24 protein-coding genes are annotated in these 26,422 nt (G+C 50.6%); 5 read left to right on the top strand and 19 right to left on the bottom strand.

The features are described from left to right. The 9 genes from QOS01_RS03455 to QOS01_RS03415 form a co-directional block, all read right to left on the bottom strand. Nucleotides 1-279, bottom strand: coding sequence for a hypothetical protein (locus tag QOS01_RS03455; RefSeq protein ID WP_283621126.1), 279 nt, complete (start codon nt 277-279; stop codon nt 1-3). A 94-nt stretch (nt 280-373) separates the two neighbouring features. After that, nucleotides 374-883 (bottom strand): helix-turn-helix transcriptional regulator, encoded by a 510-nt coding sequence (locus QOS01_RS03450; RefSeq protein ID WP_283621148.1) that lies wholly within the window; start codon nt 881-883, stop codon nt 374-376. Nucleotides 884-1,058: 175 nt separating this feature from the next. Further along, nucleotides 1,059-1,850, bottom strand: a complete 792-nt coding sequence (locus QOS01_RS03445; protein ID WP_283621125.1) for an alpha/beta fold hydrolase — start codon at nt 1,848-1,850, stop codon at nt 1,059-1,061. Next, nucleotides 1,831-3,258, bottom strand: a complete 1,428-nt coding sequence (gene citG / locus QOS01_RS03440) for a triphosphoribosyl-dephospho-CoA synthase CitG (RefSeq protein ID WP_283621124.1) — start codon at nt 3,256-3,258, stop codon at nt 1,831-1,833. Before citG ends, QOS01_RS03445 begins: the two co-directional genes overlap by 20 nt. Before the next feature lie 102 nt (nt 3,259-3,360). Further along, complete coding sequence (gene citF, locus QOS01_RS03435) at nt 3,361-4,899, bottom strand: citrate lyase subunit alpha (RefSeq protein WP_283621123.1); 1,539 nt, start codon at nt 4,897-4,899, stop codon at nt 3,361-3,363. Then, a complete protein-coding gene (gene citE, locus QOS01_RS03430; RefSeq protein WP_283621122.1) occupies nt 4,889-5,794 on the bottom strand; it encodes a citrate (pro-3S)-lyase subunit beta in 906 nt (301 codons plus the stop codon). Before citE ends, citF begins: the two co-directional genes overlap by 11 nt. Nucleotides 5,795-5,796: 2 nt before the next feature. After that, the gene (citD, locus tag QOS01_RS03425; RefSeq protein ID WP_283621121.1) at nt 5,797-6,090 is read right to left on the bottom strand and encodes a citrate lyase acyl carrier protein; all 294 of its coding nucleotides are present in this window, start codon (nt 6,088-6,090) and stop codon (nt 5,797-5,799) included. Next, nucleotides 6,090-7,133 carry a [citrate (pro-3S)-lyase] ligase gene (citC, locus tag QOS01_RS03420; protein ID WP_283621120.1) on the bottom strand — a complete coding sequence of 348 codons (1,044 nt, stop codon included), beginning with the start codon at nt 7,131-7,133 and terminating at the stop codon, nt 6,090-6,092. Before citC ends, citD begins: the two co-directional genes overlap by 1 nt. Nucleotides 7,134-7,154: 21 nt before the next feature. Beyond that, nucleotides 7,155-8,303, bottom strand: coding sequence for an NAD(P)-dependent malic enzyme (locus QOS01_RS03415; RefSeq protein WP_408612439.1), 1,149 nt, complete (start codon nt 8,301-8,303; stop codon nt 7,155-7,157). Between the two features lie 150 nt (nt 8,304-8,453). Between QOS01_RS03415 and QOS01_RS03410 the strand changes: the two genes are divergently transcribed. Continuing rightward, nucleotides 8,454-9,401, top strand: a complete 948-nt coding sequence (locus QOS01_RS03410) for a sugar-binding transcriptional regulator (protein WP_283621118.1) — start codon at nt 8,454-8,456, stop codon at nt 9,399-9,401. Nucleotides 9,402-9,506: 105 nt separating this feature from the next. On the opposite strand, the gene QOS01_RS03405 is transcribed toward QOS01_RS03410, so the two are convergent. The 5 genes from QOS01_RS03405 to QOS01_RS03385 all read right to left on the bottom strand — a co-directional run bounded on the left by QOS01_RS03405 (nt 9,507) and on the right by QOS01_RS03385 (nt 16,760). Continuing rightward, on the bottom strand, nt 9,507-10,928 hold the full coding sequence (locus QOS01_RS03405; RefSeq protein WP_283621117.1) for an anion permease: 1,422 nt from the start codon (nt 10,926-10,928) through the stop codon (nt 9,507-9,509). Nucleotides 10,929-10,968: 40 nt separating this feature from the next. Then, nucleotides 10,969-11,904 (bottom strand): L-lactate dehydrogenase, encoded by a 936-nt coding sequence (locus QOS01_RS03400; protein WP_283621116.1) that lies wholly within the window; start codon nt 11,902-11,904, stop codon nt 10,969-10,971. A gap of 66 nt (nt 11,905-11,970) precedes the next feature. Continuing rightward, nucleotides 11,971-13,365: a flavocytochrome c gene (locus QOS01_RS03395; RefSeq protein ID WP_283621115.1), complete on the bottom strand. Its 1,395-nt coding sequence runs from the start codon at nt 13,363-13,365 to the stop codon at nt 11,971-11,973. Nucleotides 13,366-13,390: 25 nt separating this feature from the next. After that, complete coding sequence (locus QOS01_RS03390) at nt 13,391-14,779, bottom strand: class II fumarate hydratase (RefSeq protein WP_283621114.1); 1,389 nt, start codon at nt 14,777-14,779, stop codon at nt 13,391-13,393. A 352-nt stretch (nt 14,780-15,131) separates the two neighbouring features. Continuing rightward, nucleotides 15,132-16,760: a malolactic enzyme gene (locus QOS01_RS03385; RefSeq protein ID WP_408612437.1), complete on the bottom strand. Its 1,629-nt coding sequence runs from the start codon at nt 16,758-16,760 to the stop codon at nt 15,132-15,134. Between the two features lie 130 nt (nt 16,761-16,890). On the opposite strand from QOS01_RS03385, the gene QOS01_RS03380 reads away from it, so the two are divergent. After that, nucleotides 16,891-17,772, top strand: coding sequence for a LysR substrate-binding domain-containing protein (locus QOS01_RS03380; protein WP_283621113.1), 882 nt, complete (start codon nt 16,891-16,893; stop codon nt 17,770-17,772). 68 nt (nt 17,773-17,840) lie between these two features. Here the strand turns inward: QOS01_RS03380 and QOS01_RS03375 are convergent, their stop codons facing one another. The 3 genes from QOS01_RS03375 to QOS01_RS03365 form a co-directional block, all read right to left on the bottom strand. Next, on the bottom strand, nt 17,841-18,428 hold the full coding sequence (locus QOS01_RS03375) for a peptidylprolyl isomerase (RefSeq protein ID WP_283621112.1): 588 nt from the start codon (nt 18,426-18,428) through the stop codon (nt 17,841-17,843). A 28-nt stretch (nt 18,429-18,456) separates the two neighbouring features. Then, nucleotides 18,457-19,503: a zinc-dependent alcohol dehydrogenase family protein gene (locus QOS01_RS03370; RefSeq protein ID WP_283621111.1), complete on the bottom strand. Its 1,047-nt coding sequence runs from the start codon at nt 19,501-19,503 to the stop codon at nt 18,457-18,459. A gap of 70 nt (nt 19,504-19,573) precedes the next feature. Continuing rightward, on the bottom strand, nt 19,574-21,121 hold the full coding sequence (locus QOS01_RS03365; RefSeq protein WP_283621110.1) for a plasmid pRiA4b ORF-3 family protein: 1,548 nt from the start codon (nt 21,119-21,121) through the stop codon (nt 19,574-19,576). 129 nt (nt 21,122-21,250) lie between these two features. Here QOS01_RS03365 and QOS01_RS03360 point away from each other — a divergent pair, with 129 nt between their 5' ends. Beyond that, the gene (locus QOS01_RS03360; RefSeq protein ID WP_283621109.1) at nt 21,251-22,636 is read left to right on the top strand and encodes a DUF2252 domain-containing protein; all 1,386 of its coding nucleotides are present in this window, start codon (nt 21,251-21,253) and stop codon (nt 22,634-22,636) included. 51 nt (nt 22,637-22,687) lie between these two features. On the opposite strand, the gene QOS01_RS03355 is transcribed toward QOS01_RS03360, so the two are convergent. Then, complete coding sequence (locus tag QOS01_RS03355; protein WP_283621108.1) at nt 22,688-22,852, bottom strand: hypothetical protein; 165 nt, start codon at nt 22,850-22,852, stop codon at nt 22,688-22,690. 139 nt (nt 22,853-22,991) lie between these two features. On the opposite strand from QOS01_RS03355, the gene QOS01_RS03350 reads away from it, so the two are divergent. Continuing rightward, on the top strand, nt 22,992-24,029 hold the full coding sequence (locus QOS01_RS03350) for an aldose epimerase family protein (RefSeq protein WP_283621107.1): 1,038 nt from the start codon (nt 22,992-22,994) through the stop codon (nt 24,027-24,029). A 106-nt stretch (nt 24,030-24,135) separates the two neighbouring features. Here the strand turns inward: QOS01_RS03350 and QOS01_RS03345 are convergent, their stop codons facing one another. Beyond that, a complete protein-coding gene (locus QOS01_RS03345) occupies nt 24,136-25,302 on the bottom strand; it encodes a D-alanyl-D-alanine carboxypeptidase family protein (protein WP_283621106.1) in 1,167 nt (388 codons plus the stop codon). Nucleotides 25,303-25,585: 283 nt separating this feature from the next. Between QOS01_RS03345 and QOS01_RS03340 the strand changes: the two genes are divergently transcribed. Beyond that, complete coding sequence (locus QOS01_RS03340; RefSeq protein WP_283621105.1) at nt 25,586-26,377, top strand: serine hydrolase; 792 nt, start codon at nt 25,586-25,588, stop codon at nt 26,375-26,377. The last annotated feature ends 45 nt before the right edge of the window (nt 26,378-26,422 follow it).

Raw genomic sequence — 26,422 nt, 5'->3', positions numbered from 1 at the left:
CTAATCCTCCTTCGTCTGGCTCAAGTAAACCTGGTGGCTTCGCGGAAATTCCCGCTTGAATGCGGCCGTTACCGCATGCTTAGCTTTCCCACCAGCTAAGCAATAGGTTTGCTCGGAATCAACGTACCCCCGCTCAATTAGGACCAGTGCCTTATCCCCAGTCTCAACCGTCAAGGAACGATCCTTCTTCTTTGTCAACAGACAGATTCGTTGGTTTGCGGTCCCCTTCAGCGCCCGCTTGAGAATCGCCTTGGCCTGTTTAATTGGTATTTCACGCATCCAATCAGTCTTTTCCTACTCAATTCAATGATAATTTCCCGGGAAATCATTTTAACCACTGACACTTTCATCCAATCCAGTATAGCACAGCCCGTTAGTCCTGCTTATCCTTGTCAACCCGGCTGGCCGTTAGCGGGAACTTACGGTCAAGCTTGGGGTCAACCCTCTTGATTGTCAGCCACTTCTTCAGTGGTACCATTATGATCCAGGCACCAATCCAAAACACCCCCATTAAAGAAGAGTATATATCACTGTGGACCAGTGGAAATAATGCCCCCCACGCCATCATCACGATGATGAAAATGGCATTGTAGAGGTGTTTAAAGGTCCGGAACTCCTCATGACGGGCCTGGAGCTGGTACTGTAATTGCTCATCGGCTGACTGAATCTTTTCCTCCTGCTCCTGGCTGGTGTCGGTGTGCGGGAAGAGGTCGCCCACCTCAACCCCCAGCGCACCGGCCACCAGGTTCAAAGTTGAGATACTGGCATCGTCCCCGGCCTCCAGTCGTTGAATTGTTCTCACTGACACCTGGGCCTTCTCTGCTAACTGCTCCTGAGACAGGTGGCAAGCAGTCCGCAACTCCTTAATCTTATTTTTTACCATCACTATCATCTCCTCCTTAATCTCCGGTCCTATGGTAACAGTTCAGGAGGTCGTTTAACACGACAATCACCCGCCAGTTAGCCGCCACCTCCCTGACAGTTAACCGCCAAAGTCAAAAGGCCGCTAGTATTCGGGATCATGAACCCGTCCACTAGCGGCCTTAAAGAAACGCCACCTACTTATTTTCTTTTAAGAATTCATCCATTACCCGGTTAAACCGGCCCGCCTGCTCGGCCATCACCACGTGACCGGTCTGGTCAATTGCCTGGCGGGATACGTAATCAGGGTTGGCCGCCTGCATCACGTCCGCAAACCGCCCATCAAAGTACGGGCTCTGGTTAGCCGTGACCAGTAGCAACAGTACCCTTGCCCCTTCAATTGCCGACCGCCAGTCCCTTTTGGCGTGGTCATACAGCAGGGGAAGGTTTTCTGCCCGCACGAAGGGGAACATGCCCTTCTCCGGTGCCAGCTTGTCCAGCACCTGTTTTGGTACTCCGTTCAAGGTTTCCCGGACATTGCCATGTTCCTTCAATTTTAACCGGTAAGAGGCCCGGGTGATGTCCATATAGCCATAGGGCCACCGCGGTGTGTTAAGCATCTTCGGTGACTGGTCGACCGCAATTGCCCCCCGGAGCGGGAAATCAGGGTACTGCTTTAGAAAGCCATAAATCTCTGCCGCCCCCATCGAGTGGCCGATCAGGAAGGGCCGTTCGACCTTTAACCCCACCAACAGTTCGTGGAGGTCATCAATTAGCCGGTCAATTGAATCCAGGCCCGGCGTGTGCCCTGACGCTCCGTGGTTCCGCTGATCATAGCTAATCACCTGGTAGCCCTGCTTGACTAGTTCCGGGACCTGCAGGCACCAAATCTGCTGGTAGCCGCCAAAGCCGTGAATCAGGACCACCGGCTGTCCACTACCAGCGACCTGGTAGTTAAGTTGGACGCCATCACTCGTTTGAAAGTCCATCAGCTAACTCCTCCTTTACTAGGGTTAAGAAGACCGTCAGAATGACCAGGTCAGCCGTGCCACCCAGGCTAAGGTGGCGGCGACTAAACTCCTGTTCCAGATCATTTAACAATGCCCGGCCCGCCGCGGTAGTAATTCCACCCGCGGCCAGGCATTCGTCAACCTGCTTATCCTTCCACTGCAAGATGGCGGGGTCCCCGGCCCGTTTAATCAGGGTCGAATCTTCAGTGTGGCGGGCAAGGGTCAGGAGGGTCTGCACGATTCGTGTATTCCAGGTTCCGGCAGTCTCAAGCATTGTCGGCAAGCCATAATGAAAGACGGTTGGGTAACCGGCCTGGGCCTCTCCACGAATTCCGGTCAGTCCGTACTTGCGGTATTGCTGCTCACCGGCGGTCTCGTCTGCCACATTCGCCTGCTTCTTCAAATCGTCCTTAACCAGGTCGACCAACGCATCCTTAACTACCGCCTGAATATCGTCCAGGTCAACCCGCCCCAACTTGCGCCAGCTGGCGGCGGTCGCCATCACCAGGATACCGAGGGAAAAGACGGCCCCCTTGTGGGTATTGACCCCCTTGGTGGCCGCAAACATGTCCTGTTCGGCGACCTTACCAAATTCACGCAGCTCGTTAAACATCAGTGGGTAGTCGTCCGTATTGGCGCACATCCCCACTTCCGCCGCCTGGTGGAGGTATCTACGAAGGAAAATGGCGCTATTGATGAAGGTAAAGGCGTCCATGTCGGGATGGGCACCGTGTTCGACCGGGTCAACCAAGCCTGGTTTAGGCCAGGCCATCACCTCATACAAGAGGGCCCGCTGGGCAAACTGAACCAGGCGGTCACTGACCACGGACCGGTGCGCTGACGTCAACGCCGCCACGATCAGCTTGTTAACCGCTGCCTGAAGTTCTGCTACTGAATGGCGACGGGACCGGCCACACTCCTTGGCCGGTCGCCCACAGACAAAGCACCGCCGGGACGGCTGACCAGAGTCTGCCCGCGAAAGGGGCCGGACCTGACCGTCCTCTTTGACCAGCACATCAAGGTCAAAGAGACGGTTACTGGCCCCCGCCTCCTCAAAGGCCGTCGTCGCTTTCTTAACAGTAGGAGCGGCCGCCTTCACCAGGTAAAAGCGCTCGGGACCGGTTCCGGCATCAAGCCACTGGCCCTTCTGGTAAAAGAGGGTCCCGGCTTGTCGCCACTGGCGTTCGAGTTGGTTGAGCCCCACAACAAAGAACTCCTTGATGGCCGGGTTATTCTTGATGGGCCCAGGAATATTAAGTTTGGCCGCCACCACCGTCATTTTTGGATAGTCAGCTACCAGGCGGCGTTGAACAGCTGCCCGGTGGTCCTTATTGGCCAAAACGGCCGGAATATCCTGTTTTTCCCCGTTCGTAAAAATGTTCTTCATCATGGACTCCTTTGTTTCTTTTTGCTACAAATATTATATGTATAAAAAAGGTCGGGGAACACTTTCTCCAACCTCTTTTTTTATTTTATGTGTTGGCCTTAACTAGTCCTTGATTTGCTTTACTTCATCAATCAAGGTCCCGTCACGGTATTCAACCAGGGCAACAGTCCGGTCGGTGTATTCGATTGGCTTTGGCTTGCCAACGATGCCTTCAGCCCGCTTTTGCAGTTCTTCGATTGAAACCAGCGGAATGCTTGGGGCCTTCTTGAAGGCTTCAATTAAGTCCTTCCGGGCCGGGTTAACAGCAACCCCAACTTCCGTAACCAGGACATCAATGGATGAACCTGGGGTAGTGATGGAGTTAACGGCAGGAACAACCGTGGCAATCCGCCCACGGGTCAGTGGGGCAGAGATGATCGTCATCTTGGCAGTACCGGCGTCTTGGTGACCACCAACGGCTCCCCGGATAACACCGTTAGAACCGGTCAGCACGTTGACATTAAAGTCAGTATCGATTTCCAGTGCAGACAGGATGGCAATGTCCAGTTGGTCAACCATGGCACCTTTGTTGTCTGGGTCAGCGTACCATGAACCGTCAATTTCGGTTTGACCAGGGTTGGACTTCATGCTGGAAGCGGCACCCTTGTCAAAGTCTTGCACGTCCATAACCTTCTTGACCAGGCCTTCTTCAAGCAACTTGACAATTGGTGAAGTCGTCCCACCACAAGTGAAGGAAGCCTTGATATCGTTGTCCAGCATGGATTGACGCAGGAAACGGGTAACGGCCAGTGAAGCACCACCAGTACCAGTCTGGAAGGAGAAGCCGTTCTTGAAGTATGGTGAGTTGACGATGACGTCATTAACCATCTTGGCAATCTTCAATTCCTTCGGGTCCTTAGTGAACCGGGTGGCACCACTACCGATCCGGTCAGGGTCACCAACCTTGTCGACCTTAACAACGTAGTCGACTTGGGTCTGCTTGATGGAAGCTGGCGTGTTCGGGTAGTCAACGATGGTATCAGTCAGCAGAACCACCTTGTTAGCGTATTGGGCGTCAACTAAGGCGTAACCAAGGGAACCAAGAGCGGATTCACCATTCATCCCGTTGGCGTTCCCCATCCGGTCAGAGCTTGGCACACCGAGGAAGGCCACGTCAATTTTGATATTACCATTTTCAATTGAACGGGCACGGTTACCGTGAGAACGGAAGATAACCGGGTTCTTCAGTAAACCGTGAGAAACGGCTTCACCCAGGCTGCCCCGCATCCCGGAACTGGTGATGTTGGTGATTGTCCCAGCCTTGATGGCTTCGATTACCTTGTCGTTCATGACCCCGGTCAGAGAAGATGGGGCTAAGGTTAAGTCCTTGTAACCCATCTTGATGATCTTGTCCATCACCATGTTGAAAACATAGTCCCCGTTACGGAAGTGGTGGTGGAAGGAAATGGTCATGCCGTCCTTCAGATTGTCCTTAATAACTTGGTCCAGGGAGTCAACCAGCTTATCGTCACCCTTTGTGACCCGGACATCGTGGCCCGTGTAGTGAACAGTTGGGTGGCCGATTTCAGTAGTTTCGAATGGCTTGTAGTTCGTTGAGTTTAAAATTTCGTCTGAGATTTCACGACCGACATTATTTTTCAATGTATTCACCCTCCTCATTAATCAGGTTGGAAGCCTTGGCTAAGCGGATAACCCGTTGTGCACGCAATACAACTGGGCGGTCAACCATTTGACCGTTCATGGAAATAACACCAGAACCCTTTTGGTGAGCTTCCTCAATGGCCGCTTCAACGTCCAGGGCATTTTCAATTTCCTTCTTGGTTGGTTCGTAAACCTTGTTGACCCAGTCGATTTGCCGTGGGTTAACAAGGGACTTGCCGTCAAAGCCAAGTTCGTGGATATGTTCAGTTTCACGCTGGAAGCCTTCAATGTCGTTCATGTTGGTGAAGACAGTATCGAAGGCGGCAATACCAGCGGCACGAGCAGCATGGAGGATCATGTTGCGGGCAAATTCAAGTTCAGCACCATCTGAGTAACGGTGGGTCTTCATGTCGGTAGTGTAGTCTTCGGCAGAGAGGGCCAGACCAATCATCCGGTCGGTACTTGCGGCGATTTCAGGAGCGTTCAAAACCCCCTTGGCACTTTCAATAGCGGCCATAACGTGGGTGGAGCCTGGTTCACGGCCAAACTTCTTTTCAGCTTCTTCAACCACCTTAACCAGGTCGAGCATCATTTGAGCAGATTCAACCTTTGGCAGACGAACGACTTCGATGCCGGCTTTAACCATGGCATAAACATCGTTCTTGAAGTATGGGGTGTCAATCCCGTTGACCCGGACAACTAATTCGGAGTCACCGTAGTCTTGGGTTTGCAGAGCTTCGTAAACCAGCATCCGTGCAGCATCCTTTTCTGACATGGAAACAGAGTCTTCCAGGTCAAACATAATGGAGTCAGCACCGTAGATACCAGCATCCTTAACCATTCCGGCGTTGTTCCCCGGAACAAACATCATGGTCCGACGTAAACGTTCTTCCATTATTAAAATACCTCCCAGTCTGGTTGATCAGTAGTTTCTAGGGCCCGTTGTGCGGCAGCCATGGTCCGTGCCTTAACGACACAGTCCAAGGCCCCCTTGTCAACAGCCTTTACGTTGGCATTTTCAATTCCGTAGGCTGCCAAAGTATCAGTGATCACCTTGCGGATTTGATCGCCGTAGAGTTCTTCAACCGAGGAATCAAGGTCGATATTAACCCCATTATCACCCTTACTCAGGGTAATTTGGATATCGGATGATTCCAGAGTTCCTGCTAATGCAGTCTTCTTAATATCCATTATTCTAAACTTCCTTCCTTAATGCGTGCTCTGAGATCAGACCAGTTATTTTGAACAAATGAGAGCGTAGATTGTGGAACGTATTTTTGCACCACCGCTAATTCATCATTAGCAATCGCTGCTCGTACCTTCGTTGCCGAAATTACATCATTGTTGGCGTTGCTGGCGCGCTCGATGATCTTAACCTCAACATCAGGTGGTAGAACCCTAGTTAATTCTTGATTATAAATATTAGTTGTTTTTGAGAAGGGCTCGCTGCCCACGTAACGGCGGGTAATATTTAGTGGACCGGCGACCTGCTGCTTGAACAGCTGGGCATCGAGGGCTGCCTGAAAGTGAGCGACGTCTTGGTTGTCCTTCAAGAAGTAGGCCGGGAAGGTGGCATAAGAAACCATGTAACTGTCTCCCGGTACCACCGTGACGTTTGCTAGGTCGCGACAACCCTCTTTGACCAGCTTAAAGCGCTCGGCAAAGGTAAAGAGTGACGCTTCCTGGCTAACCACGAAGACATAGACGTGGTCGTTTTCTCGACTTGCCTGTTCCACCAAGTAACGGTGACCGTTAGTGAAGGGGTTGGCGTTCATGACCACCCCGGCAATCCGGCTATTTTCCTGATCGGCGAAGTGGGGCAAGTTCTTAATGTAATCATGGACATCCGGGGTCCCTGCTTCCAAGATGGCCCCATCTTCCACCTGGGCCAGAACATGAAAGCCGACGTAGCCAAAGCTTTGCACGTACTTTGGCTTGGTGAAGACGAAGAGGTGGAAGCGCCCCATCGTGGCGGCCTCGTTGACCAGCTTGCTAACCAGTTGGTTGAAGGTCTCACCATGCCCCTTAACTTTGGAGCACACCGCGATGTACTTCAAGACGTTACCGGCAATTGAACCGGTCGCCATGATCTCACCGTCGTCTTCCCAGACAAAGGTGCGTTCAACCTGGTCCGTCTCCTTTGGTGAGAAAGTGGTGATTCCCGTCTTCTCCAAGAACTTCCGCCATTTATTGAAATTGCGCTTGATATGGATGTTGATCTCGCGAATCTCCATCAACGTCCCTCCTCGTTTTAATTACTTACTTGCTGCGTAGTCGCGAACGGCCTTGGCAACGGTGTCAACCACACCCTTGTCAAAGACGCCTGGAACAAAGCGGTCGGCTGTTGGTTCGGGAACCAGACTGGCAATCCCCTCGGCAATCGCCGTTTCTAGGCCGTAGTCAACCTTGTGGAGGTCCGTTGCCAACAGACCCTTGTAGAGGCCAGGGAAGACCAGAATGTTGTTAACCTGGTTCGGGTACTGACTCGAACCGGTGGCCATGATCTGGACCCCAGCATCATGTGCTACTTGAGGATCAATTTCCGACTTCGGGTTAGCCAGGGCGAAGATAATGGGGTTATCAGCCATTGTCTTTACCTGGTCAGCACTTAAGACGTCGGCGTCAGACAAACCGATGAAGACGTCCCGGTCCTTGACCGCCTCGTCCAGGTTTACGTAAGCCGTTTGGTCACTGCTCTGCTTAACGAGGTCCGTTTGGAAGTGGTTGTATTCCTTGCTGTCTGCGTGCACAGGGCCATTGATATCAACGAAGGTGATGTTCTTAATGCCGGCAGCAAAGAGGAGGCGGGCAGTTGCAACCCCGGATGCTCCGACACCGTTGATAACAACCTTCAAGTCGGTAAGCTTCTTACCAGCCACTTTTGCGGCGTTGATCAGGCCGGCCAGAACAACAATTGCCGTCCCCTCCTGGTCGTCATGGTAAACCGGAATATTGACTTCCTTAGCTAATTTCTCCTCGATTTCAAAGCAGCGCGGTGCGGCAATGTCTTCGAGGTGGAAACCAGCAAAGGATTCCTGCATGTTCTTCAGGGTGGCTACAACTTCATCTGGGGAAACCTGCTCAACCGTCAGTGGAATAGCGTTCACACCAGAGAGGTCTTTGTAGAGCAAGGCCTTCCCTTCAACAATCGGCAATCCACCAGCGGGGCCGATGTTGCCCAGGCCCAGGACTGCGGAACCATCTGTCACCAGGGCCACTAATTTCCCGCTCATCGTGTACTTATCCTTCAATTCTGGATAACGCTCAATCAGCTTAGAGATTACGGCAACACCTGGTGTGTAAGCTTCACCTAATTCTTTCTTGTTGTGAACCGCAAATTCTGGTGAAATTGCTAGGACACCGTGGTGCTTTGCGTGTAGTGACAGTAATTCTTCATCTTCCATTAGTAACATCCTCCAATCACTACTACCATCTTACAATGTTTTTTAAATATTGCAAATATCAAACGTAATTTTTAAATATTTAAAATATTTTGGAGGGGGAAGATGATATAATCAAAGGCAAAGACTCTATAGTAAAGCGGGGAAAAAACGATGGATGCAGAACACAACCAGCTCCTGGCCGACCTGGCTCAGGACTATTACCTGGGCAAGATGGCCATCAGTGACATTTCTAAGAAGTATCACCTCAGCCGCTACCTAATCATGAAGTACCTTGATGAAGCACTGGCTTCTGGAATCGTCAGTATCAATATTCACACCAACTACGACCGCAACGACAAACTGGAGCGGGCCTTAAAACGCCACTACCCGGTTAAGAACCTGGCCGTTATCAAGGACCCCAGTAATCCACTCGACCGGGACGAAATCATTGCGACCTTCGCCGCTAACCAGGTTCAATCCCTGATTAGGAACTGCCACACGGTCGGGCTCACCTGGGGGGAAACAATTTACACGATGCTTGACCACTTCAACAAGCAGGCGGCGAAGCAACTAACCTTCACCCAGTTCATGGGTGAGAACATGAAGTACCACTCCTCAGCGGCCTCCATGCGGATGGTCCAAAAGGCGGCCGCCCGCTACGACGCTCCCTATTGCACCATTCCGGGGCCCCTGTACGTAGTTAACGACCAGGCCCGACAAGCCCTCTATCAAGAACCGGCCTTTACTGAAGCGTTTAACAAGGCCGCCCAAATGGACATGGTCGTTTGCGGGCTTGGTACCTTACAATCGGTAAACAGCATCCCCGCCTGGCACGACCACATCAAGGAAATTTTCCCCGGGGTTAATACTAAGGCGGTTGCCGGGATGGCTTTTGGCCGTCCCTTTGATATTGATGGCCACTTTCTGGTTGGGCCCGGCACCGACAAGACATTGTCAATTTCTTTAGCAACAATTGAAAAGGTCCCCCGCCGGATTGCCATTGTCCAGCGCAAGTCAAAGTACCAAGCGGCAATGGGCGCCCTGGCTGGGCAGCTCTTCACCGACATGATTATGACTGAATCGGTCGCCATTAGAATTACCGAAGCACTAGATATTTAAACAAAAGTGGCTCAGCATAATTTGCTAAGCCACTTTTCTTTTACTACTGGAAAGCAACTTACAAATTAATCCTATTCAGTAGCAAACAAACTATTCAATTTCAAATTACCAAAGACCGATAATCTTCATCCAGAGGGAACCGATGATTCCGTATACCAAGAGGTAGAAAATCCCCATTACGAAGTTCATCTTCCACCATTCGGACTGGGTAACGTAACCAGAGGACGAAAGGACGGAGGCTGGACCGTTGGCATAGTGAGTGGTTGAACTCATGAATGCAGATGTGAAGGCCAACAGCATGGCAGTCAGCATTGCTGGTGCACCCGCGGCGATCGCAACTGATACGAAGGCCGCGTACATTGCAGTAACGTGGGCCGTTGCACTGGCAAAGAAGTAGTGAGCGTAGAAGTAAACGATCATCAGTACTGCCAATACCCATACCCAGCTGATACCGTGTAAGGCGGAACCAATTGAGTTGGAGAACCACTTGATAAAGCCTAATTCAGCCAGTTGGTCAGCCATGTAAACCAGGATTGACAGCCAAATCAGAACGTTCCAAGCACCAGTTTCCTTCAAGATATCCTTGGTTTCCAGAACCCCGGTAACCAGTAAGAGGGCGATGGCCAAAAAGGCAACAAAGGTTGCATCAATAGCCGGAATGAAACTCGTCAGCATCCAAAGAATCAGGGTCAGGATGAAGATGGCAGCCATCAGCTTTTCAGAAAGCTTCATTGCTCCCATTTCCTTTAATTCCTTGTTTGCCCATTCCTTAGCGTTAGGGGTTTCCTTAACCTCAGGCGGGTACATCTTGTAGATGATGTACGGGGTCGCAATCAAACAGATAATACTTGGTACAACACCGGCAACGAACCAACCTAACCAGGTAATGTTAATGTGCAATGTCTTGGCTAAGGCCACGATAACCAGGTTAGGAGCCATGGCAGTCATGAAGGTTGCAGAAGTAACCAGGTTACTGTGGAATTCAGAGAATACCAGGAAGGAACCAATCTTCTTCCGGGTCCCTTTCTTAGGGTCAGACCCGTAAGTTTCTGCCAGTGACTTTACAATTGGGTAAACAACCCCACCGGCACGGGCGGTGTTACTTGGGATGGCTGGTGAAGTAACCAGGTCGATTCCCATGATTGAGTAGGCCAGACCCAAGCTCCGGTGACCGAAGCTCCGCACAAAGACGAGGGCAATCCGCCGACCAAGACCGGTCTTGATGAAGCCCCGTGAGAGCATGAAGGCCATTGCAATCAGCCAAGCAGATGAATTACTGAAGGCCGTTAATGCTTCCTTCATTGGTGCTAAGCCCACCAGGACCATGACCGTAAAACCAACTAAGGTTGTTCCGGCAATGGGCAGCGGTTGTGTGATACATCCAACAATTGTGGCAACGAAAATGGCAAACATATGCCAGGCAGCCATTGAAACGCCGGCAGGGCGAATTGGGCCGCAGAACCACAGAATTAATCCAATAACAAGTGGCCAGGCCCACGCCTTAGCCTTGAATTTAGCTAATCCCATTATTATTTCTCTCTTTCTTATTTACCTAAAATCTAATCAATTACAGCTCTACCCCGTCCAAGACTTCCTTCATCTTAGCAGCAGAGTTGATCATCTTTTTACTTTCTTCAGCAGAAAGGTCATGTTCCAGTACCTTGACAATCCCACTGGTGTTGATGACGGCTGGTACCCCTAAGTAGAGGTCCTTGACGCCATATTCACCATTAAGCGGTGCGGAAATTGGCAGGGGCACGTTACGGTTTTCCAAGATGGCCTTAACAATGTAAGCCAGGCACTTGGCAACCCCGTAGAAGGTTGCTCCCTTATGCGCAATGATTTCGCCACCACGCTTCTTAACGGCTTCTTCGAGGGCGGCGTAATCATCAGCGGTCAAGTCGGTAGCCGTCTTGAGCGGTTCACCATTAACGGTGGCTTCATCAAAGGCGGCAAACGAGGTATCACCGTGTTCACCCATAATGTGGGCATCAATTTCACTAACGGGGACATCCAACTTTTCGGCCAGCAACACGTTCAAGCGGGCACTATCGAGCGAAGTCCCGGTCCCAATAACCCGTTCCTTAGGGAAGCCTGACAGCTTTTGCGTCAAAGTGGTCAGGATATCAACCGGGTTGCTGGAAACCACGAAGATACCGTGGAAACCACTGTCAACGATTGGTTGGACGATGGTCTTCAAAATCTTGACGTTTTTGTTAACCAGGTCCAAACGGGTTTCCCCAGGCTTCCGGGGAACACCAGCGGTGATAACGGCAACGTCAGCGTCGCTAGCGTCACTGTATTCACCGGAGCGAATGGTGGTTGGTGATTCCAATGGGGTAATGTCTTGTAAGTCTAGGGCATCACCGTATGACTTGTCCTTGTTGAGATCAACGATTACCAGTTCATCGACTTCGGGGGTCGTTTGTAAAAGCGAGTATGCGAATGATGAACCAACCGCACCATCACCAACTAAGAGAACCTTGTGGCGACGTTTAATCATAAAGAATTCCTCCCATAATTGAGAATTAAATAATTGCTCGGGGCCAATCAAGCCCCAAATAAGGTCTTACTTCAGGCCACGTGCGTACAGGGTAACCTGTTGCCCCGCCTGACGACCGAAGACAATCGTTTCGGCGATTGAGTTACCGCCGACCCGGTTGTTACCGTGCAAGCCACCCGCAACTTCACCGGCAGCAAACAGGCCCTTGATAATGTCACCATTACCGTCAAGTACCTGGGTCTTTGGTGTAATGTGGATACCACCCATCGTGTAGTGGATAGCAGGTGCAATGTGGATTGCAAAGAAGCCCGGCTTGGTGATGCCCCGGTCCATCCCGGTTGTCCGGTGGAACTGTTCATCATCATGGTTTGTAACAGCCTGATTCCAGGTGTTAACCGTTGCCTTCAGCGTTGCTGGATCCATGTTTAAGTTCTGGGCAAGGTCTTCAATGGTGTCCCCATGAACGACTAAGCCAGTCTTGTCATAGAATTCAATCGCCTTGGCCCGGTCCCGGATTCCTTGGTCAAAAATCAAGTAGGCGCTGTGTTCTGGTAATGCCGTGATGGCGTTAGAAACAATCTTCCGGGTGTTCAATTCGTTAACGAACCGTTCTCCCTGGGCATTAACCAGGATGGCCCCTTCACCACGAACCGCTTCACCAATCAGGTAAACGTGTGGGTGGTCCTGTTGAACTGTCGGGTGGACCTGAACCAGGTTCATCTGCATCAGTTCTGCGCCAACATTTTCTGCCAGCTTCAGGCCATCACCGGTTGCGCCCGGTTGGTTAGTAGTCTTGTAGTCCTTCAGGTCAGGACGGAAGCGTTCGATGTATTCCTTAGAGGCACCGAAGCCACCAGTTGCCAGGATTACCGCCTTAGCATCGACCTTCTTGGTGAGGTCACCTGACTTAACTTCAACCCCGTTGATCCGGCCATCAGCAGCTTGGAGGAGCTTCGTAACCTTGGTGTTGTTGAATACCGGGATGTTTTCCTTTGCAACTACACCGAGGAGGCTCTTTACCAAGAAACCACCAATTGGGGCCATACTTGCGGGACGGTGGGTCCGCTTCTTCGACATCCCCCCGGTGACGGTGATGTCATCCAGTTTGATATCGTGGTCAGCTAACCAGTCAACGGCAGGGGCGGTGTGGTAAACAAAGTAACCGAGCATGTCCTTGTCGTTCAACCGACCACCATCCTTGTAGGTTTCGTGGTAGAAGTCGGCAACATTATCAATTACCCCGTGCTTCAGTTGGACGTTGGTTTCCGCCGCGTTCATTCCGGAAGAGGCCCGGTTAGTGTTACCACCAAGTTCTTCTTCCTTTTCTAATACGGCAACCTTCATCCCCAATTCGTTAGCCTGAATTGCGGCCGCTAATCCGGTCCCACCGGAACCGATGATGACAACATCATAGCTGTCGTTTAACTTGCTAACTGATAATGGTTGAAAATTTTCTGCCATTATTAAGATCTTCCTTTCTCAATGACTAGTCCTTACGGTCCGCGTTAGTCATCTTGAGCATGTCCATCCATTCGTCGTACTGTTCTTCAGTAACCTTGCCAGACTTCAATGCTGCTTCCTTCAGGGTACTGCCGGCCTTATCAGCGGCTTGGGCAATCTTGGCACTGTCGTGGTAACCAATGTGTGGTGACAGAGCAGTGACGGTCATCAGTGAGTTGTCAACCAGTTCAGCCATCCGCTTCTCGTTAACGGTCAGGCCCTTGACACAACGGTCAGTGAAGCCAGTAATCGTGCCGGCCAGCAGGTCAGCTGATTCAAGGAAGGCGTCAATCATGACTGGTTTGTAAACGTTCATTTCGAAGTTCCCTTGTGAGGAGGCCATGGTAACAACGGTATCGTTACCGAAGACCCGCAGTGCAGCCATCGTAACAGCTTCTGCTTGGGTTGGGTTAACCTTACCAGGCATAATCGAGGAACCCGGTTCGTTAGCCGGAATGTTTAATTCGTCGTAACCAGCCCGGGGACCAGAAGCCAAGAAACGAATGTCTTGGGCAATCTTGAACATATCAGCGGCCAGGGTCTTCAAAGCACCGTGAACAACGTCTAAGCCAGAGTGGTTTGCCAGGCCATAGAACTTGTTGCTCTTGGCAGTCAGGTTCAGACCGTAAACGGCAGAAAGCTTTTCGGCAATCTTTTCTGGCATACCTTCAGCAGCGTTCAGACCAGTACCAACGGCGGTCCCACCAATAGCCAGTTCGTTTAAGGTTGGTTCCAAGGTCTTGATGTAGTCTAAGTCGTGTTCCAGAGCAGCAACGTAGCCGGAAACTTCTTGACCAAACGTCAACGGAACAGCATCTTGCAGGTGGGTCCGGCCGACCTTAACAGTCTTCCAGTACTTGTCCTGCTTAACCTTTAATTCGTCAATCAAGTGTTGAACAGCCGGCTTCAGCTTTTCAAGGGCTTCCAGGGCAACCACGTTCATGGCTGTCGGGAAAGTATCATTAGAACTTTGCCCCTTGTTGACGTCGTCATTAGGCAAAATTTCAATGTCCGGGTTAAGTTGGTGGGCCTTGTGGGCAACAACTTCATTGGTGTTCATGTTGGTTTGCGTACCAGAACCGGTTTGGTAAACCTTCAATGGGAAGTCCTTCCGCAAATCTTCATCACTTAATGCGAGCAATTCATCAATTGCCTTAACAATCAAGTTACCCTTCTCATCAGAGATGGCCTTGGTTTCCATGTTTGCTTGAGCAGCAGCCTTCTTAATGTTCAGTAGTGCACGGATAATTGCTAATGGCATGTACTGACCAGTAGGGAAATTGTTACGACTCCGTTCAGTTTGTGGTCCCCATAATGCGTCTGCAGGGATTTTTACTGGACCGAGAGTGTCTTCTTCTGTTCGGTAATCTGACATAATAAATACCTCCAATGTATTATCATGCAATAACAACTTGTGAAATGTTACACATCATTACGCCATTATCGTAACGCATTATAAATATGATAGTCAAATCTTTAAGATTCTATAAATTTCACTTATGGCTCGGGCGAAGGTTGGCGGAATGATAGCCTTTTCAGCCGGTGCAAGAATTTATTTCACAAGCGCTTTTAAAATAAAAAATCGCTTGCAATTTTGAAAATAAATCACAAGCGATTATCATTTCCCGGTTAATATCACAAACCAATTATACATTTTTGATGTATAAAGTCTGATAAGTCGTTATCCGCTAATAAACTTCTCTCAGCAACCAAATTAATTTATTTTTCTAGTATTTGGCTTCCCAGGTCATTTCCTCAACGGCTTTTTTGGCATCGGTAATATCTTCACCAGCCAGGCCCTGGTCAATTGCCGACTGGGCAACCGTGATGGCGACCTTTTTTGAAAATTCTGTCAGCTTATTAACTGGCGGCAGAACCGCGGCACCCGGCTGGTCAGGGTCAACAATGCCACTCAGGGCGTGGGCTGCTGCCGCAATCATGTCGTTGTTCAATACCTTAGCCTGGGCAGCAAGGGCCCCAAAGCCAACACCAGGATAGATCAACGCGTTATTGGCCTGACCAATATCATAGGAAACGCCGTTGTAGTCGATTGTCCCGGCTGGGATCCCGGTTGCTACCAGTGCCCGACCATCTGTCCACTTCAACAGGTCTGCGGCCTTGGCCTCAGCCAGCTTAGTTGGGTTGGAGAGCGGGAAGATCACTGGCCGTTTTGTGTGGCTGGCCATTTCTTTAACAACTTCTTCGTTAAATGCCCCCGGCTGGGTCGAGGTCCCGATCATTACCGTTGGGTGGACGGACTTAACCACAGCGAGCAGGTTGGTTAACTCATCCGGATTATCAAATTCAGACCGCTGACGAGTAAACGGCTTCTGCTTTGGCGTCAGCCCTTCCGTATCGTCGAAGAGTAGTCCCTGCTTGTCAACCAGGTAGAAACGTTTCTTGGCTTCTTCTGGGGAGAGGCCTTGCCGGACTAACTCTTCAAAGAGCATCTTAGCAATCCCCATTCCGGCTGTTCCGGCACCAAAGGTCAGAAAGGTCTGGTCGGTGATCTTTTCCTTGGAAATGTTCATCGCACCGAGGACCCCGGCCAGGGAGATAATCCCGGTTCCCTGAATATCATCGTTGAAGGTCAGAATCTTATCCTGGTACTTATCAAGAATCCTAGCGGCGCTTCCCCGACCGAAGTCTTCGAAGTGGAGTAGGCTCTTGGGGAAGAGACTCTCAACTTCAGTAACGAAACGGTCAATGAAGGCAAAGTACTGGTCACCCCGGACCCGCTTCTCCCGGTTACCTAAGTAGTTAGGGTCATTAAGTAACTTCTCGTTGTCGGTCCCGACATCAATGGAAACTGGCAGGACCTGAGCCGGGTTGATTCCAGCAGCTGCGGTATAAACCATCAGCTTACCAACTGAAATATCAACACCGTTAACCCCCCAGTCACCAATACCAAGGATTCCTTCCGCGTCGGTAACCACAATCAGGCGGATATACCGGCCGTCAGCAGCATCCGCTAATTCCTCCTTAATGTCTTCGGGGTGGTTGATGTCCAGGTAGGCAGCGTCCTGGGGCCGGAGGTAGCGTTCGTCATACTGTTCGATTGATTCGGCAATTACCGGGTCGTAAACCACCGGCATGAATTCCGTGATGTGCTCCTTCATCAGGTAGAAGAAGAGGGTCCGGTTGGTGTTAAAGATCTCCATTAAGAGGTGGCGCTTTTCGATCCCACTATCCTTTGATTCGTACAGGGCGTAGGTTTCTGCCGCCTGCTCTTCAATCGTCCGGACGTGGTTAGGGAGCAAGCCCAATAGGCCGAGTTCCTTTCGTTCCGCCATCGTAAAGGCCGTTCCCTTGTTCTTAAATGGATCGTTTAAAATTTGCATTCCCTTGCGCATCACTTAGTCACTTTCCTTTGCTTTATGATTGTCCCCATCATAGTCGGCCCGTAAAATTATAGTCAAATTTATGCTATGCTATAAATATAATTAATATACCCGGCTATTTTTACTGATACAGAGGGAACAAATTATGAAGATCAAAGATTTAGAATATTATCAAAAATTAATTCAGGAGAAAAACTTTTCAAAAGTGGCGGCCGATTTTAAAGTCAGCCAGCCAACAATCACGATGTCGATCAAGCGCCTGGAAAGTGACTTTGCGACAACCTTCTTTATCCGGGACCATGCCCACAAGGAACTCCACGTTACCCCGGCGGGCCAGCAGTTTGCCAACCATGTCAACGTCATCCTGAACGAGCTCACCATTGCCCGCCAGGAAATTGACCGGACCAAGTCCACCCGGATTCGCTTTGGTTTGCCGCCAATCATTGGTAACTATTACTTCCCACCGCTGACGCCCATGCTGATGCGAGCCAACCTGATGCCCCTCCTCGACACCTTCGAGCACGGTTCACGGGAGCTGTTAAAGATGCTTGAACATGGCCAACTCGACATTGCCCTCCTCGGTTCACTCGAGTCACTTGACCAGCCCCGCCTCAAAACGGAGGAGTTTGCCCACTACCCCTTCAAGGTGATTATCAGTAAGGACCATCCCCTAGCAAACAAGGCAGCGGTAACCTTCCGCGAGCTTAAAGACGAACAGTTCATTATCCCTGGTAGTGAATTCTTCCATGAGCAGGCCTTCAAGCAGATGTGCCACGGCGCCCACTTCCGTCCCCACGTCCTGTTCCGGACCCCCGACATCCACGTCATTAAGGCAATGGTGGCGGAAAACCTCGGTATTTCCTTTTTGACCAGCCTGGCAATTTCACCGGCCGACCAGGTGACCACCTTAGACATTACCGATAATGACCAGCCCCACTTTCGCTTATCGCTGGCCCGGCGGGAAACCGCGCTCTTATCAAGTAACGAAGAGAAGCTCTGGCAACTGCTGGTAAAGCAGGGTAAGTAAATATTCAAGAAGCCGCTGACGTTCAAGACTGAGCGCCAGCGGCTTTTTTATTCTACTTACATTTTATATTACTTTTCAATCGTAACCTTTTCCATTACCACGTCGTCTTTTGGTTTGTCCATCTGGTCGCGGGCAACCTTGCTGATTTTTTGAACAACATCCATCCCGGCGATTACCTGGCCAAAGACAGTGTGACGGTGGTCAAGCCACGGCGTCCCCCCGTTTTTCTTGTAATAGTCAATCACCTCTTGGGGATAACCGACCGTCTTCATTTCGTCCAGCATGTTGGCTGGGACCCGGGTGGCCGAAACGATAAAGAACTGACTGCCATTGGTGTTAGGACCAGCGTTGGCCATCGACAAGGCCCCGTTAAAGTTAAAGAGTGCTGTTGAGAATTCATCCTCGAACGCCTGGCCGTAAATGCTTTCGCCACCACGGCCAGTCCCAGTCGGGTCCCCACCCTGGATCATGAAGTCAGGAATAACCCGGTGGAAGATGACCCCGTCGTAGTAGCCCTTTTCGGCCAGCTTAGTAAAGTTTTCAACCGTCTTAGGAGCTTGCTTTGGGAAGAGTTGGATTTTGATTTCCCCCTGGTTAGTCTTGATGGTTGCCTTAGGACCAGTTTCTTGGTCCAAGTTTAACTGTGGATAGTTCATAGCATTTCCTCATTTCTTTTTACTTCAGTTAGTCCTTACTGATCCGCAGGACACACGCACCCTTAATATTACCACCTTTGACGTGGCGCAGGGCCATGTCCGCCTTTTCAAACGGGTATTCGGTTACGGCCGGTTCAATCTTGAGCCGGTCCGCGAGAGTCAAGAACTCTTCGCCATCACGACGGGTGTTACTCTCAACGCTGGTCAGGACCTTTTCGTGGAAAATGTCATCCTGGTAGTTCATGGTTGGAATATCCGACATGTGAATTCCGGCCAAGGCCAGGGTCCCCCCTGGGGTCAGGCTCTTCAGAGCGGGGAGGACCATGTCACCAACCGGGGCAAACATAATGGACGAGTCCAGCGGTACTGGCGATGGGTCATAGGCGCCCTGGGCAGAAGCACATCCCAGCTGGAGGGCAAACTTCTGGGCATCTTTCCCCCGGGTGAAGACGTGCACCTCAATCCCCTGGGCTAAGGCAATTTGGGCGGTGATGTGGGCAGACCCACCAAAGCCGTACAGGCCGAGGCGACCACCGGCGGGGATATTTGCCCGCTCAAATGCCCGGTAACCGATAATGCCGGCACACAGGAGAGGGGCCGCCGTCAAATCGTCAAAGCGTTCGGGAATCCGGTAGGCAAATCCTTCAGGGACGGTAACGTATTCAGCATAGCCACCATCGTGGTCCCAGCCCGTGTAAATCGAGTGGGGACAGAGGTTTTCGTGACCGGATCGACAGAACTTACATACCCCACAGGCGTGACGGAACCACGGAATCCCAATCCGTTCGCCCAGTTCAAAGCGCCGTGTCTCGGGACCCTGGGCAACCACTTTACCGACAATTTCGTGGCCCGGGGTGACGTGTTCACGGTGGACTGGCAGGTCCCCCTCCGTTACGTGGAGGTCGGTGTGACAGACCCCACAGGTCAAAACCTTAACAAGCACTTCGCCCCGTTGCGGGTGGGGAACCGGTTTTTCGACCAGCTTAATGGGCGCCTTTTCCCCGTCAATTGGTCCCGGGGTGGTAACTGCCCAGGCACGCATTGTTTCTGGAATGTTTTCACTTTCTCCTGACATCTTAAGTCCTCACTTTCCTGATTTTTATTCTTATTGTAACGCTAAGCCGGAATTTGTGAATAACATCACCTTATTCATAACGGTGCTGGAGGCGGGCAATCTGCTCGCCCCACTGACTCTGCTTTACCTTAAGGTCAATCTCGTGGTTGATTGTCGGGTCATCTTCAGCCGCCTGCATTAGGCCGCTTGTTCCACCAATATCTTCAATAATGCCACTGCCGTACCCATCCAGCAGGTAGGCGTGACGGTTATTCTGCAGGCGACGGAGGGTGGTTTCCTTTTCAACTGTGATGGTAAACGTCCACGAGTCACCAAAATCATATTCCAGGACAAATTCATCCCCGGGGTTAAATTCGCCTAGCCAGTGGGTCGTCAAAGCCTCTCCCGACTGCTTGCCCCGGTTGAACGGTAGTTGGTAAACTTTTTCCCCAATGTGAAGTTCAAAGAGGTGGTCGCCGGTGGCCCCAAAGCTGGCAAGCACTTGGAAGCAGAGTTTATCAAGCCGGGTGTCCCCACCGACCTCAAATTCCCGCCACATGGTTGGGCGGTAACCTTTCAGGACCGCCCGGACCCTTAGCCGCTTTTTGGCCATGGACCGGGAACGCCCTAGGCTCTGCCGCTGCCGGGTCAGTTCCTCTTGCATGTTATGCAAAAGCTGCTGGAGGCGGAACAGGTACTGGGGCGAGTGGCGATCCTCCAGGCCCTGACCGGCCGCCTGGATAAAGTTATCGAAGTCCTCATCGGCAAAGAAGTGCTGGTCGTGCATAAAGTGCCCAAAGTCACTGAGGGCCGCCACAATTGCCTTAGCTTCCGCATCGGAGATGTTTTCCTCCGTGATCTCCTCATAGTGGAGGAGGTAGTAGTACGGCAAAGTCAGGTCATCCAGCGGTGAAAGGCCGCGGGCTTCACAATAAGAGCAGTATTCCGTCGCAATGTCCTTGTCGCGGTCAATAACCTGGTCATTTCTTTGCCGCTTTGCCAGGTACTTCTGGTAGTCCGTCAAAAAGAGCTGACTCACGGCAACAGCGCTGGTAATGTCGACCAGTGATTCATCGTGATAAAGGTAGCGACGGTTCTGTTCATTAAAGGCTGGGTGGGCCGGCAGGTGGAATTCATCAAGGGAATACTTCTCAAGCATGTCCATGACGGGGACCGTGTCCTCTAGCTGCGGGTCCATTACCTGGAGCTTATCTGCCAGTTGGAGGGCAATCTCCGTATTGTTAGGTTGTTCATCCCAGTCAATCAGGGCCCCCGTTCCCGTAAGCATCTCCTCACACTTTTTTAGCTGGCGCTCAATAGCCGGTGTCATCAAATATGTAAATTGGACCGTGGCTAACTGGTCATCACGGATCAAGCGAATTTTGGCATGGGGCAGGCTGGCGGCCTCCATCAGGCGCAAAAATTCGCGCTTGAAGCCGGCGATAAAAGACCGGGAGTCGTTAAAACGCTGCGGGTGGCGGACAATTACCGGCACGGCAAGCTGGTTATTCATTACAACCATGAAGTCACCAATGAGGTGTACCGACCAGGCCTGGGCATCATTTAAATCCTGTTCAGCAACTTCATGCGGGTTAACATGCAGGTGTTGAGCAAAGGAACTATCAACTGCGATAATCACTTAAACCCCTCCTTAATTATGTTCACTTTCATTTTGACAGATTGGCCTTTTGATGACAAACATTGTTCCCTAAACTTAAAGAAAATACTAAAATAGGTTTATTAACTGTAACTGGAAAGGAAGCTCATCATGATCAATTCACAGCTTGATATTTTTGACTTGAAACGACTACAGATCCCCAAAAGTAAGCAGGAGCTGGTGGAAGCGGGGAAGAAACAGCAGGCAGCAGTCCCGAGCTCGCAACTGGCAACCTTCACGCCGGTCGACCGTGACCCCGTCGCCGCCATCGGGCTGACCGAGTCCAAGATGATTCCCGAACTTCTCCCCCTGCGCCACGAACGGATGCTGGCCAATCGCTTCTCATTTTTCCGGGGAACAGCCGAACTGATGGAACAGGACCTCAAGAAGCAGGCCCAAAGCAATATCCCCATCGTCATCAGTGGGGACGCGCACGTCAACAACTTTGGCTTCTACGCCTCTCCCGAACGGCAACTGTTATTTGGCCTCAACGACTTTGACGAAGCCCGGATTGGTAACTGGGAAAGTGACCTAAAGCGGCTGCTGGTCAGCGCCGAGCTGGCGGGTGAGGAAAATGGCTTTGCCAAGGAGGACTTGTACAGTCTGCTCCAACTGACCACCAAGACCTACCGTCACGCCATCAAGCGTGCCAACCGGATGACCCTGTCTGACGTCTTCTACTTTTCCTTTGAAATCAATGATATGATCCAGACAATCGATTCGTTAGGGGACGGCAATGACCAGATGAATTACCGCCTGCAAAAGATCATGAAGAAGAGCCAGCACAGCAACTCTGAAAAAATCATCCAAAAGATGGGAACGGAGGATGACCAGGGTAACCTGGTCTTTAAGGATAACCCGCCCCGTGCTAAGCACCTGGGCCCCATCCTCTACCAGCAGGTTGTCGCCGGCTACAACTTCTACCGGCAAAACGCTCGGGAGGACGTCCGCGTACTCCTCGCCAACTTCCACATTTCGGACATCATCCGTTACAGCGTTGGTGTCGGCAGTTTTGGGACCCGGTGTTACTTGATTCTCCTGACGGGGATTGACGGTAGTCACCTCGTTCTCCAGGTCAAGGAGGCCCTACCCCTGCGTTACAACCTGCTCAACCTCCAGGTCCAACAGGCCATTCAAAACGGGATCCAGGCCGGACGCCGTATTGTGACCGCCCAGCGGGTCCTCCAGTCAAGTTCCGACCCCTTCCTGGCCAGCACACGCTTCGGCGGACGGAGTTACTACGTTCGGCAGTTCCGTGACATGAAGGAATCCGTCAAGGTCAACAAGCTTGACTTCGATAGTTTCCAACTATACTGCCAGGTATGTGCCCTCCTTTTGGCAATGGCCCATACTGAGAGCCCAACTTCACCAATGATCCGGGGCTACCTCAAGCACCAGAAGGCCTTGGACAAGGGCCTCGCCGACTGGTCACTGCGCTATGTTGACCAGGTGACCGCCGATTATACCGCCTTCAAGAAGGCGGCTGAAAAAGCCTAATGAGTAAAACAACTCCTTGCGTTTAAAAATGCAAGGAGTTGTTTTACTCATTTATTTATCCTTTTCATTCTTACCGTAGCGTTTCTGTTCCGCAATCATACTGCTCCTACGCTTATGTTTGTGAATGAACTCGTCTTCGGCCGCAAAGATCATCAGGAAGTCGATGAAATTGCGTTGAAAGCTCTTCTTAAAACGTGGCCACCAATCCTGCCGCATGTTGCCATCCCCTTTACGACTATTTTATCCCCTTCGCCATTAAACAGACAATCTTTCCTTCATTTGTTCATCACTTTGCAAACTGTGGTAGAATATTATGTATACATAAAGCGCTTACTTTCAAGGAGGAATTTAATTTATGGATATCGTTAAAGTGCCATTTGGTAAATTTAATGGCCAAGCTGTAACTAAGTACGTATTGACTAATGACAACGGCGTTCAAGCTGGCATCCTGGATTTTGCCGGTTTACTGCAATCTTTCAAGGTCCCAACCAAGGATGGCGGTAAGGCCGATATGGTTTTGACTTCCGAAAACTTAGATGAATTCACCGGGAATGGTTTCTGCACCAACCGTCTGATCGGTCGGGTTGCTGGCCGGATTGGCGACGGTGAATTTAAGATCGACGGCAAGGAATACCACGTTGAACAAAACGAAGGGAAGAACACCCTCCACGGTGGTAAGAACGGTTTCTACAACCACGTTTGGCATGTTGACGGTACCAAGGTAACGGACGATGCTGTTTCCCTAACCCTCAGCCTGACTTTAACACCAGAAATGGATACCTTCCCTGGTAAGATGCACGTTGTCGCTACCTACACGCTTGACAACAACGATAACCTGAGCCTGAAGTTCAGTGCCACCACCGATGCCGACACCCTCTTCAACCCAACCAACCACACCTACTGGAACCTGTCAAACGCCGCTGTAAAGACGATTGACAACTTAAAGCTCTACGTCAACTCCAAGAACCACTTGGCCGTTGATGATGGCAAGATTCCAACGGGCGAAAAGGTTGCCAATGCCGGAACCCCATTCGACTTTAGTACACCAACCAAGCTGGCCGATGCCCTGAAGCCAATGGCCGCAACGAAGGAAAATGGTTTTGACGATATTTGGGAAGTTGAACCAAGCCTGGACAAGCCGGTTGCCACCCTTGAAGATCCAGAAAGTGACCGGAAGATGACCCTGTACTCTGACCGGAACGGCTTGGTCATGTACACCATGAACTCGGACGACCCAACCGTTTACAACCACGGTAAGGTCCAACCACATACGGGGATTGCCATGGAAGCCCAAACGCTTTCTGACACACCACACCACCCTGAATTTGGTAACGTCGACCTTCACCCTGGTGAAGAAAAGACTTACACTGTCAAGTGGCATGTTGAATACTAATTCATATTTCTAAATATTTAAGAGAGGGTAGGAAAACTGTGAATTTTCCTACCCTCTCTTCTTTTTTATTACGGGGCGCCCTGGTGCTTTTTCTTCGTTTCCTATTTTAGAAGAACGTCTTTTGAATTGCGTGGGTACTCTTAACCGGAACCTTCATGGTTGGTAAACCAGCCGGGTGAAGTTTGATAACCCCCACCTTTTCGCCCTTCTTCAGAGGTGCCTTAAGTTTGCCGGTCACTGACCGGTGCTGCTTATCAATCCGGAGGGTTGGCTTTGCCTGGGCCCAACTTGTGTTCTTCGGCAACCAAACCGTCACGGGCTTGGTAAGGGCCAATTGCGTGGAATGGTGCTTCTTAGCGTGAACCACCCGCTGTGTCCGCAGGGACTTAGGTAATCCCTTGATACTCGTTAGCATTTGGGGCTGGTAACTGGCGGCCAGCTGTTCATAAAAGGCCTTTTGGTTCTTAGATTGGTCATTCCAGCCACCCTTAGTATGGAGGGCAACGACGATGACCCGCCGGCCAGCATACGTCCCGGTACTAACAATACACTTACCGGCCGCATCCGTGTTCCCCGTCTTCAGACCGTCAATCTGCCAATCCTTTGGTGCCGCCCCATTCTGTGGTAACAGGGAATTGATGTTTACCATGTGCTCCTTATGGTCGGCACTAACATCAAAGTCGGCAAATTTTTCCTTGGTAATGTTGAGCGTTTCTGGATACTTTTCAATCACGTACTTGGAAATTAGAGCCATGTCACGGGCGGAAAAGAGGTTCTCCGCGTTTTTATCGACCCCCTTAATGGCGTTTTTCCCCAAGTCACCATTAGGGAGGCCAATCATGTTATAAATCTTGGCATCGTGGACGCCAGCGGCATGGGCAACGCGCTGCATCTTCTTGTTGAAGGCGGCCGTGCTCCCGGCACTTGCCAATGCTAAGGCTTCCGTACTCCCATCAGCGGAAACCAACATCATCGAATCAACCAACTGCTTAACACTGTACTTTTCCCCGGCGTTCAGCTGAACATTTGAGAAGTGCCAGTCGTTGGCGACCTTAGCAACCTCCGGCGTAATGGTGATCTTCTGCTTCCAACTCATCTTGTGGTCACGAATATCCTGTTCGATTACCGCCAGTGTCAAAATCTTGGTGACCGAAGCAATCGGGTAGCGCTTGGTGGCGTTCTTTTGGTAAAGGACCTGGCCACTTTCGGCGTCAATTGCGTAAGCAGACCGGGCCTTCATATTAAAGAAGGCCGGGTTCTTACTGCTAGCCATCACACCGGTAATCCCACTAACTATGCTGATGTTTAAGCTGATTATGATCAGTAACACCCTTATAACTAATTTCTTAATTACTATCACTCCCGCTTGTTTCTTTTACATACCTTCATATCATAGCCGAAAAACAAGTAATTTAATATGACGTTTTGTTAACAAATCGGTTCCGAAAACCTAAAAGTTAAAAAGTATCCTTAAGATTATTCCCCTGGCTTTATTTTTTCATTATTATCGGTATCATTGTATTTATGTGGATTTCATGATTAAGGGGACAAGTGATATGCAGCAAAGAACACACCACCGCAAGAGAAGAATTTGGCTAGTTATTATCCTGATTATTTTGGGAATATGGGGAGTCCACCGCTATGGTTCCCTTAATAACCGCCTCACTAGCGCCTGGAACAAGATTATTTACACCTCAAATGGAAACGTGAGCATCTCGGTCTATTCGCCCAAGACACACCGGGTGTATTCCGCTGCCAACAAGCCTAACCATAAGTTTCATGCCGCCAGTACTGTCAAGGTTGCAATCTTGGCAGGAATCCTGCTCAAACAGCCAAACGGCCTGACCGCCCACCAGGAAAACCTGGCTAAGGCCATGATTGAACAAAGTGATAACACCGCAACGACTGAACTCTTTGAAAACTACTTAGGTAAGCAAGCGGGGCTCCAGCAAACCTTTGATAAGTTTGGGATGACCGATTCTACCGCCCGGGAAAACTGGGGCTTGTCAACGACCACACCGCGTGACCAGATCAAGTTGCTCAATAACATTTTCTATAAGTCCGACATCCTCTCTAGTCAGCAACAACAGACGATTCGTTCCTTGATGAGTAACGTTGACGCCGATCAAAACTGGGGAATCTCTGCGGACAGTAACAACTTTGCCATTAAAAACGGCTGGTTAAGTTACGAAGGTTCTGGCTGGATTGTCAACAGTATTGGTTACGTAAAGAACAACAACGGTACGGACTACACGATTGCCGTGTACACGGATTATAACTCCTCAATGGCGGGAGGCCAACAAACCATCGAGCAACTCGCCCGGGTAACCAAGAACGCAATGAAGTAAACATTTATTTTTTGATGTGTTACTATCGATTTGTAAGGAAGTGTA

Source organism: Limosilactobacillus avium (assembly GCF_947381485.1).
GTDB classification, from domain to species: domain Bacteria; phylum Bacillota; class Bacilli; order Lactobacillales; family Lactobacillaceae; genus Limosilactobacillus; species Limosilactobacillus avium.
This window is presented reverse-complemented; position numbering and strand designations above follow the sequence as displayed.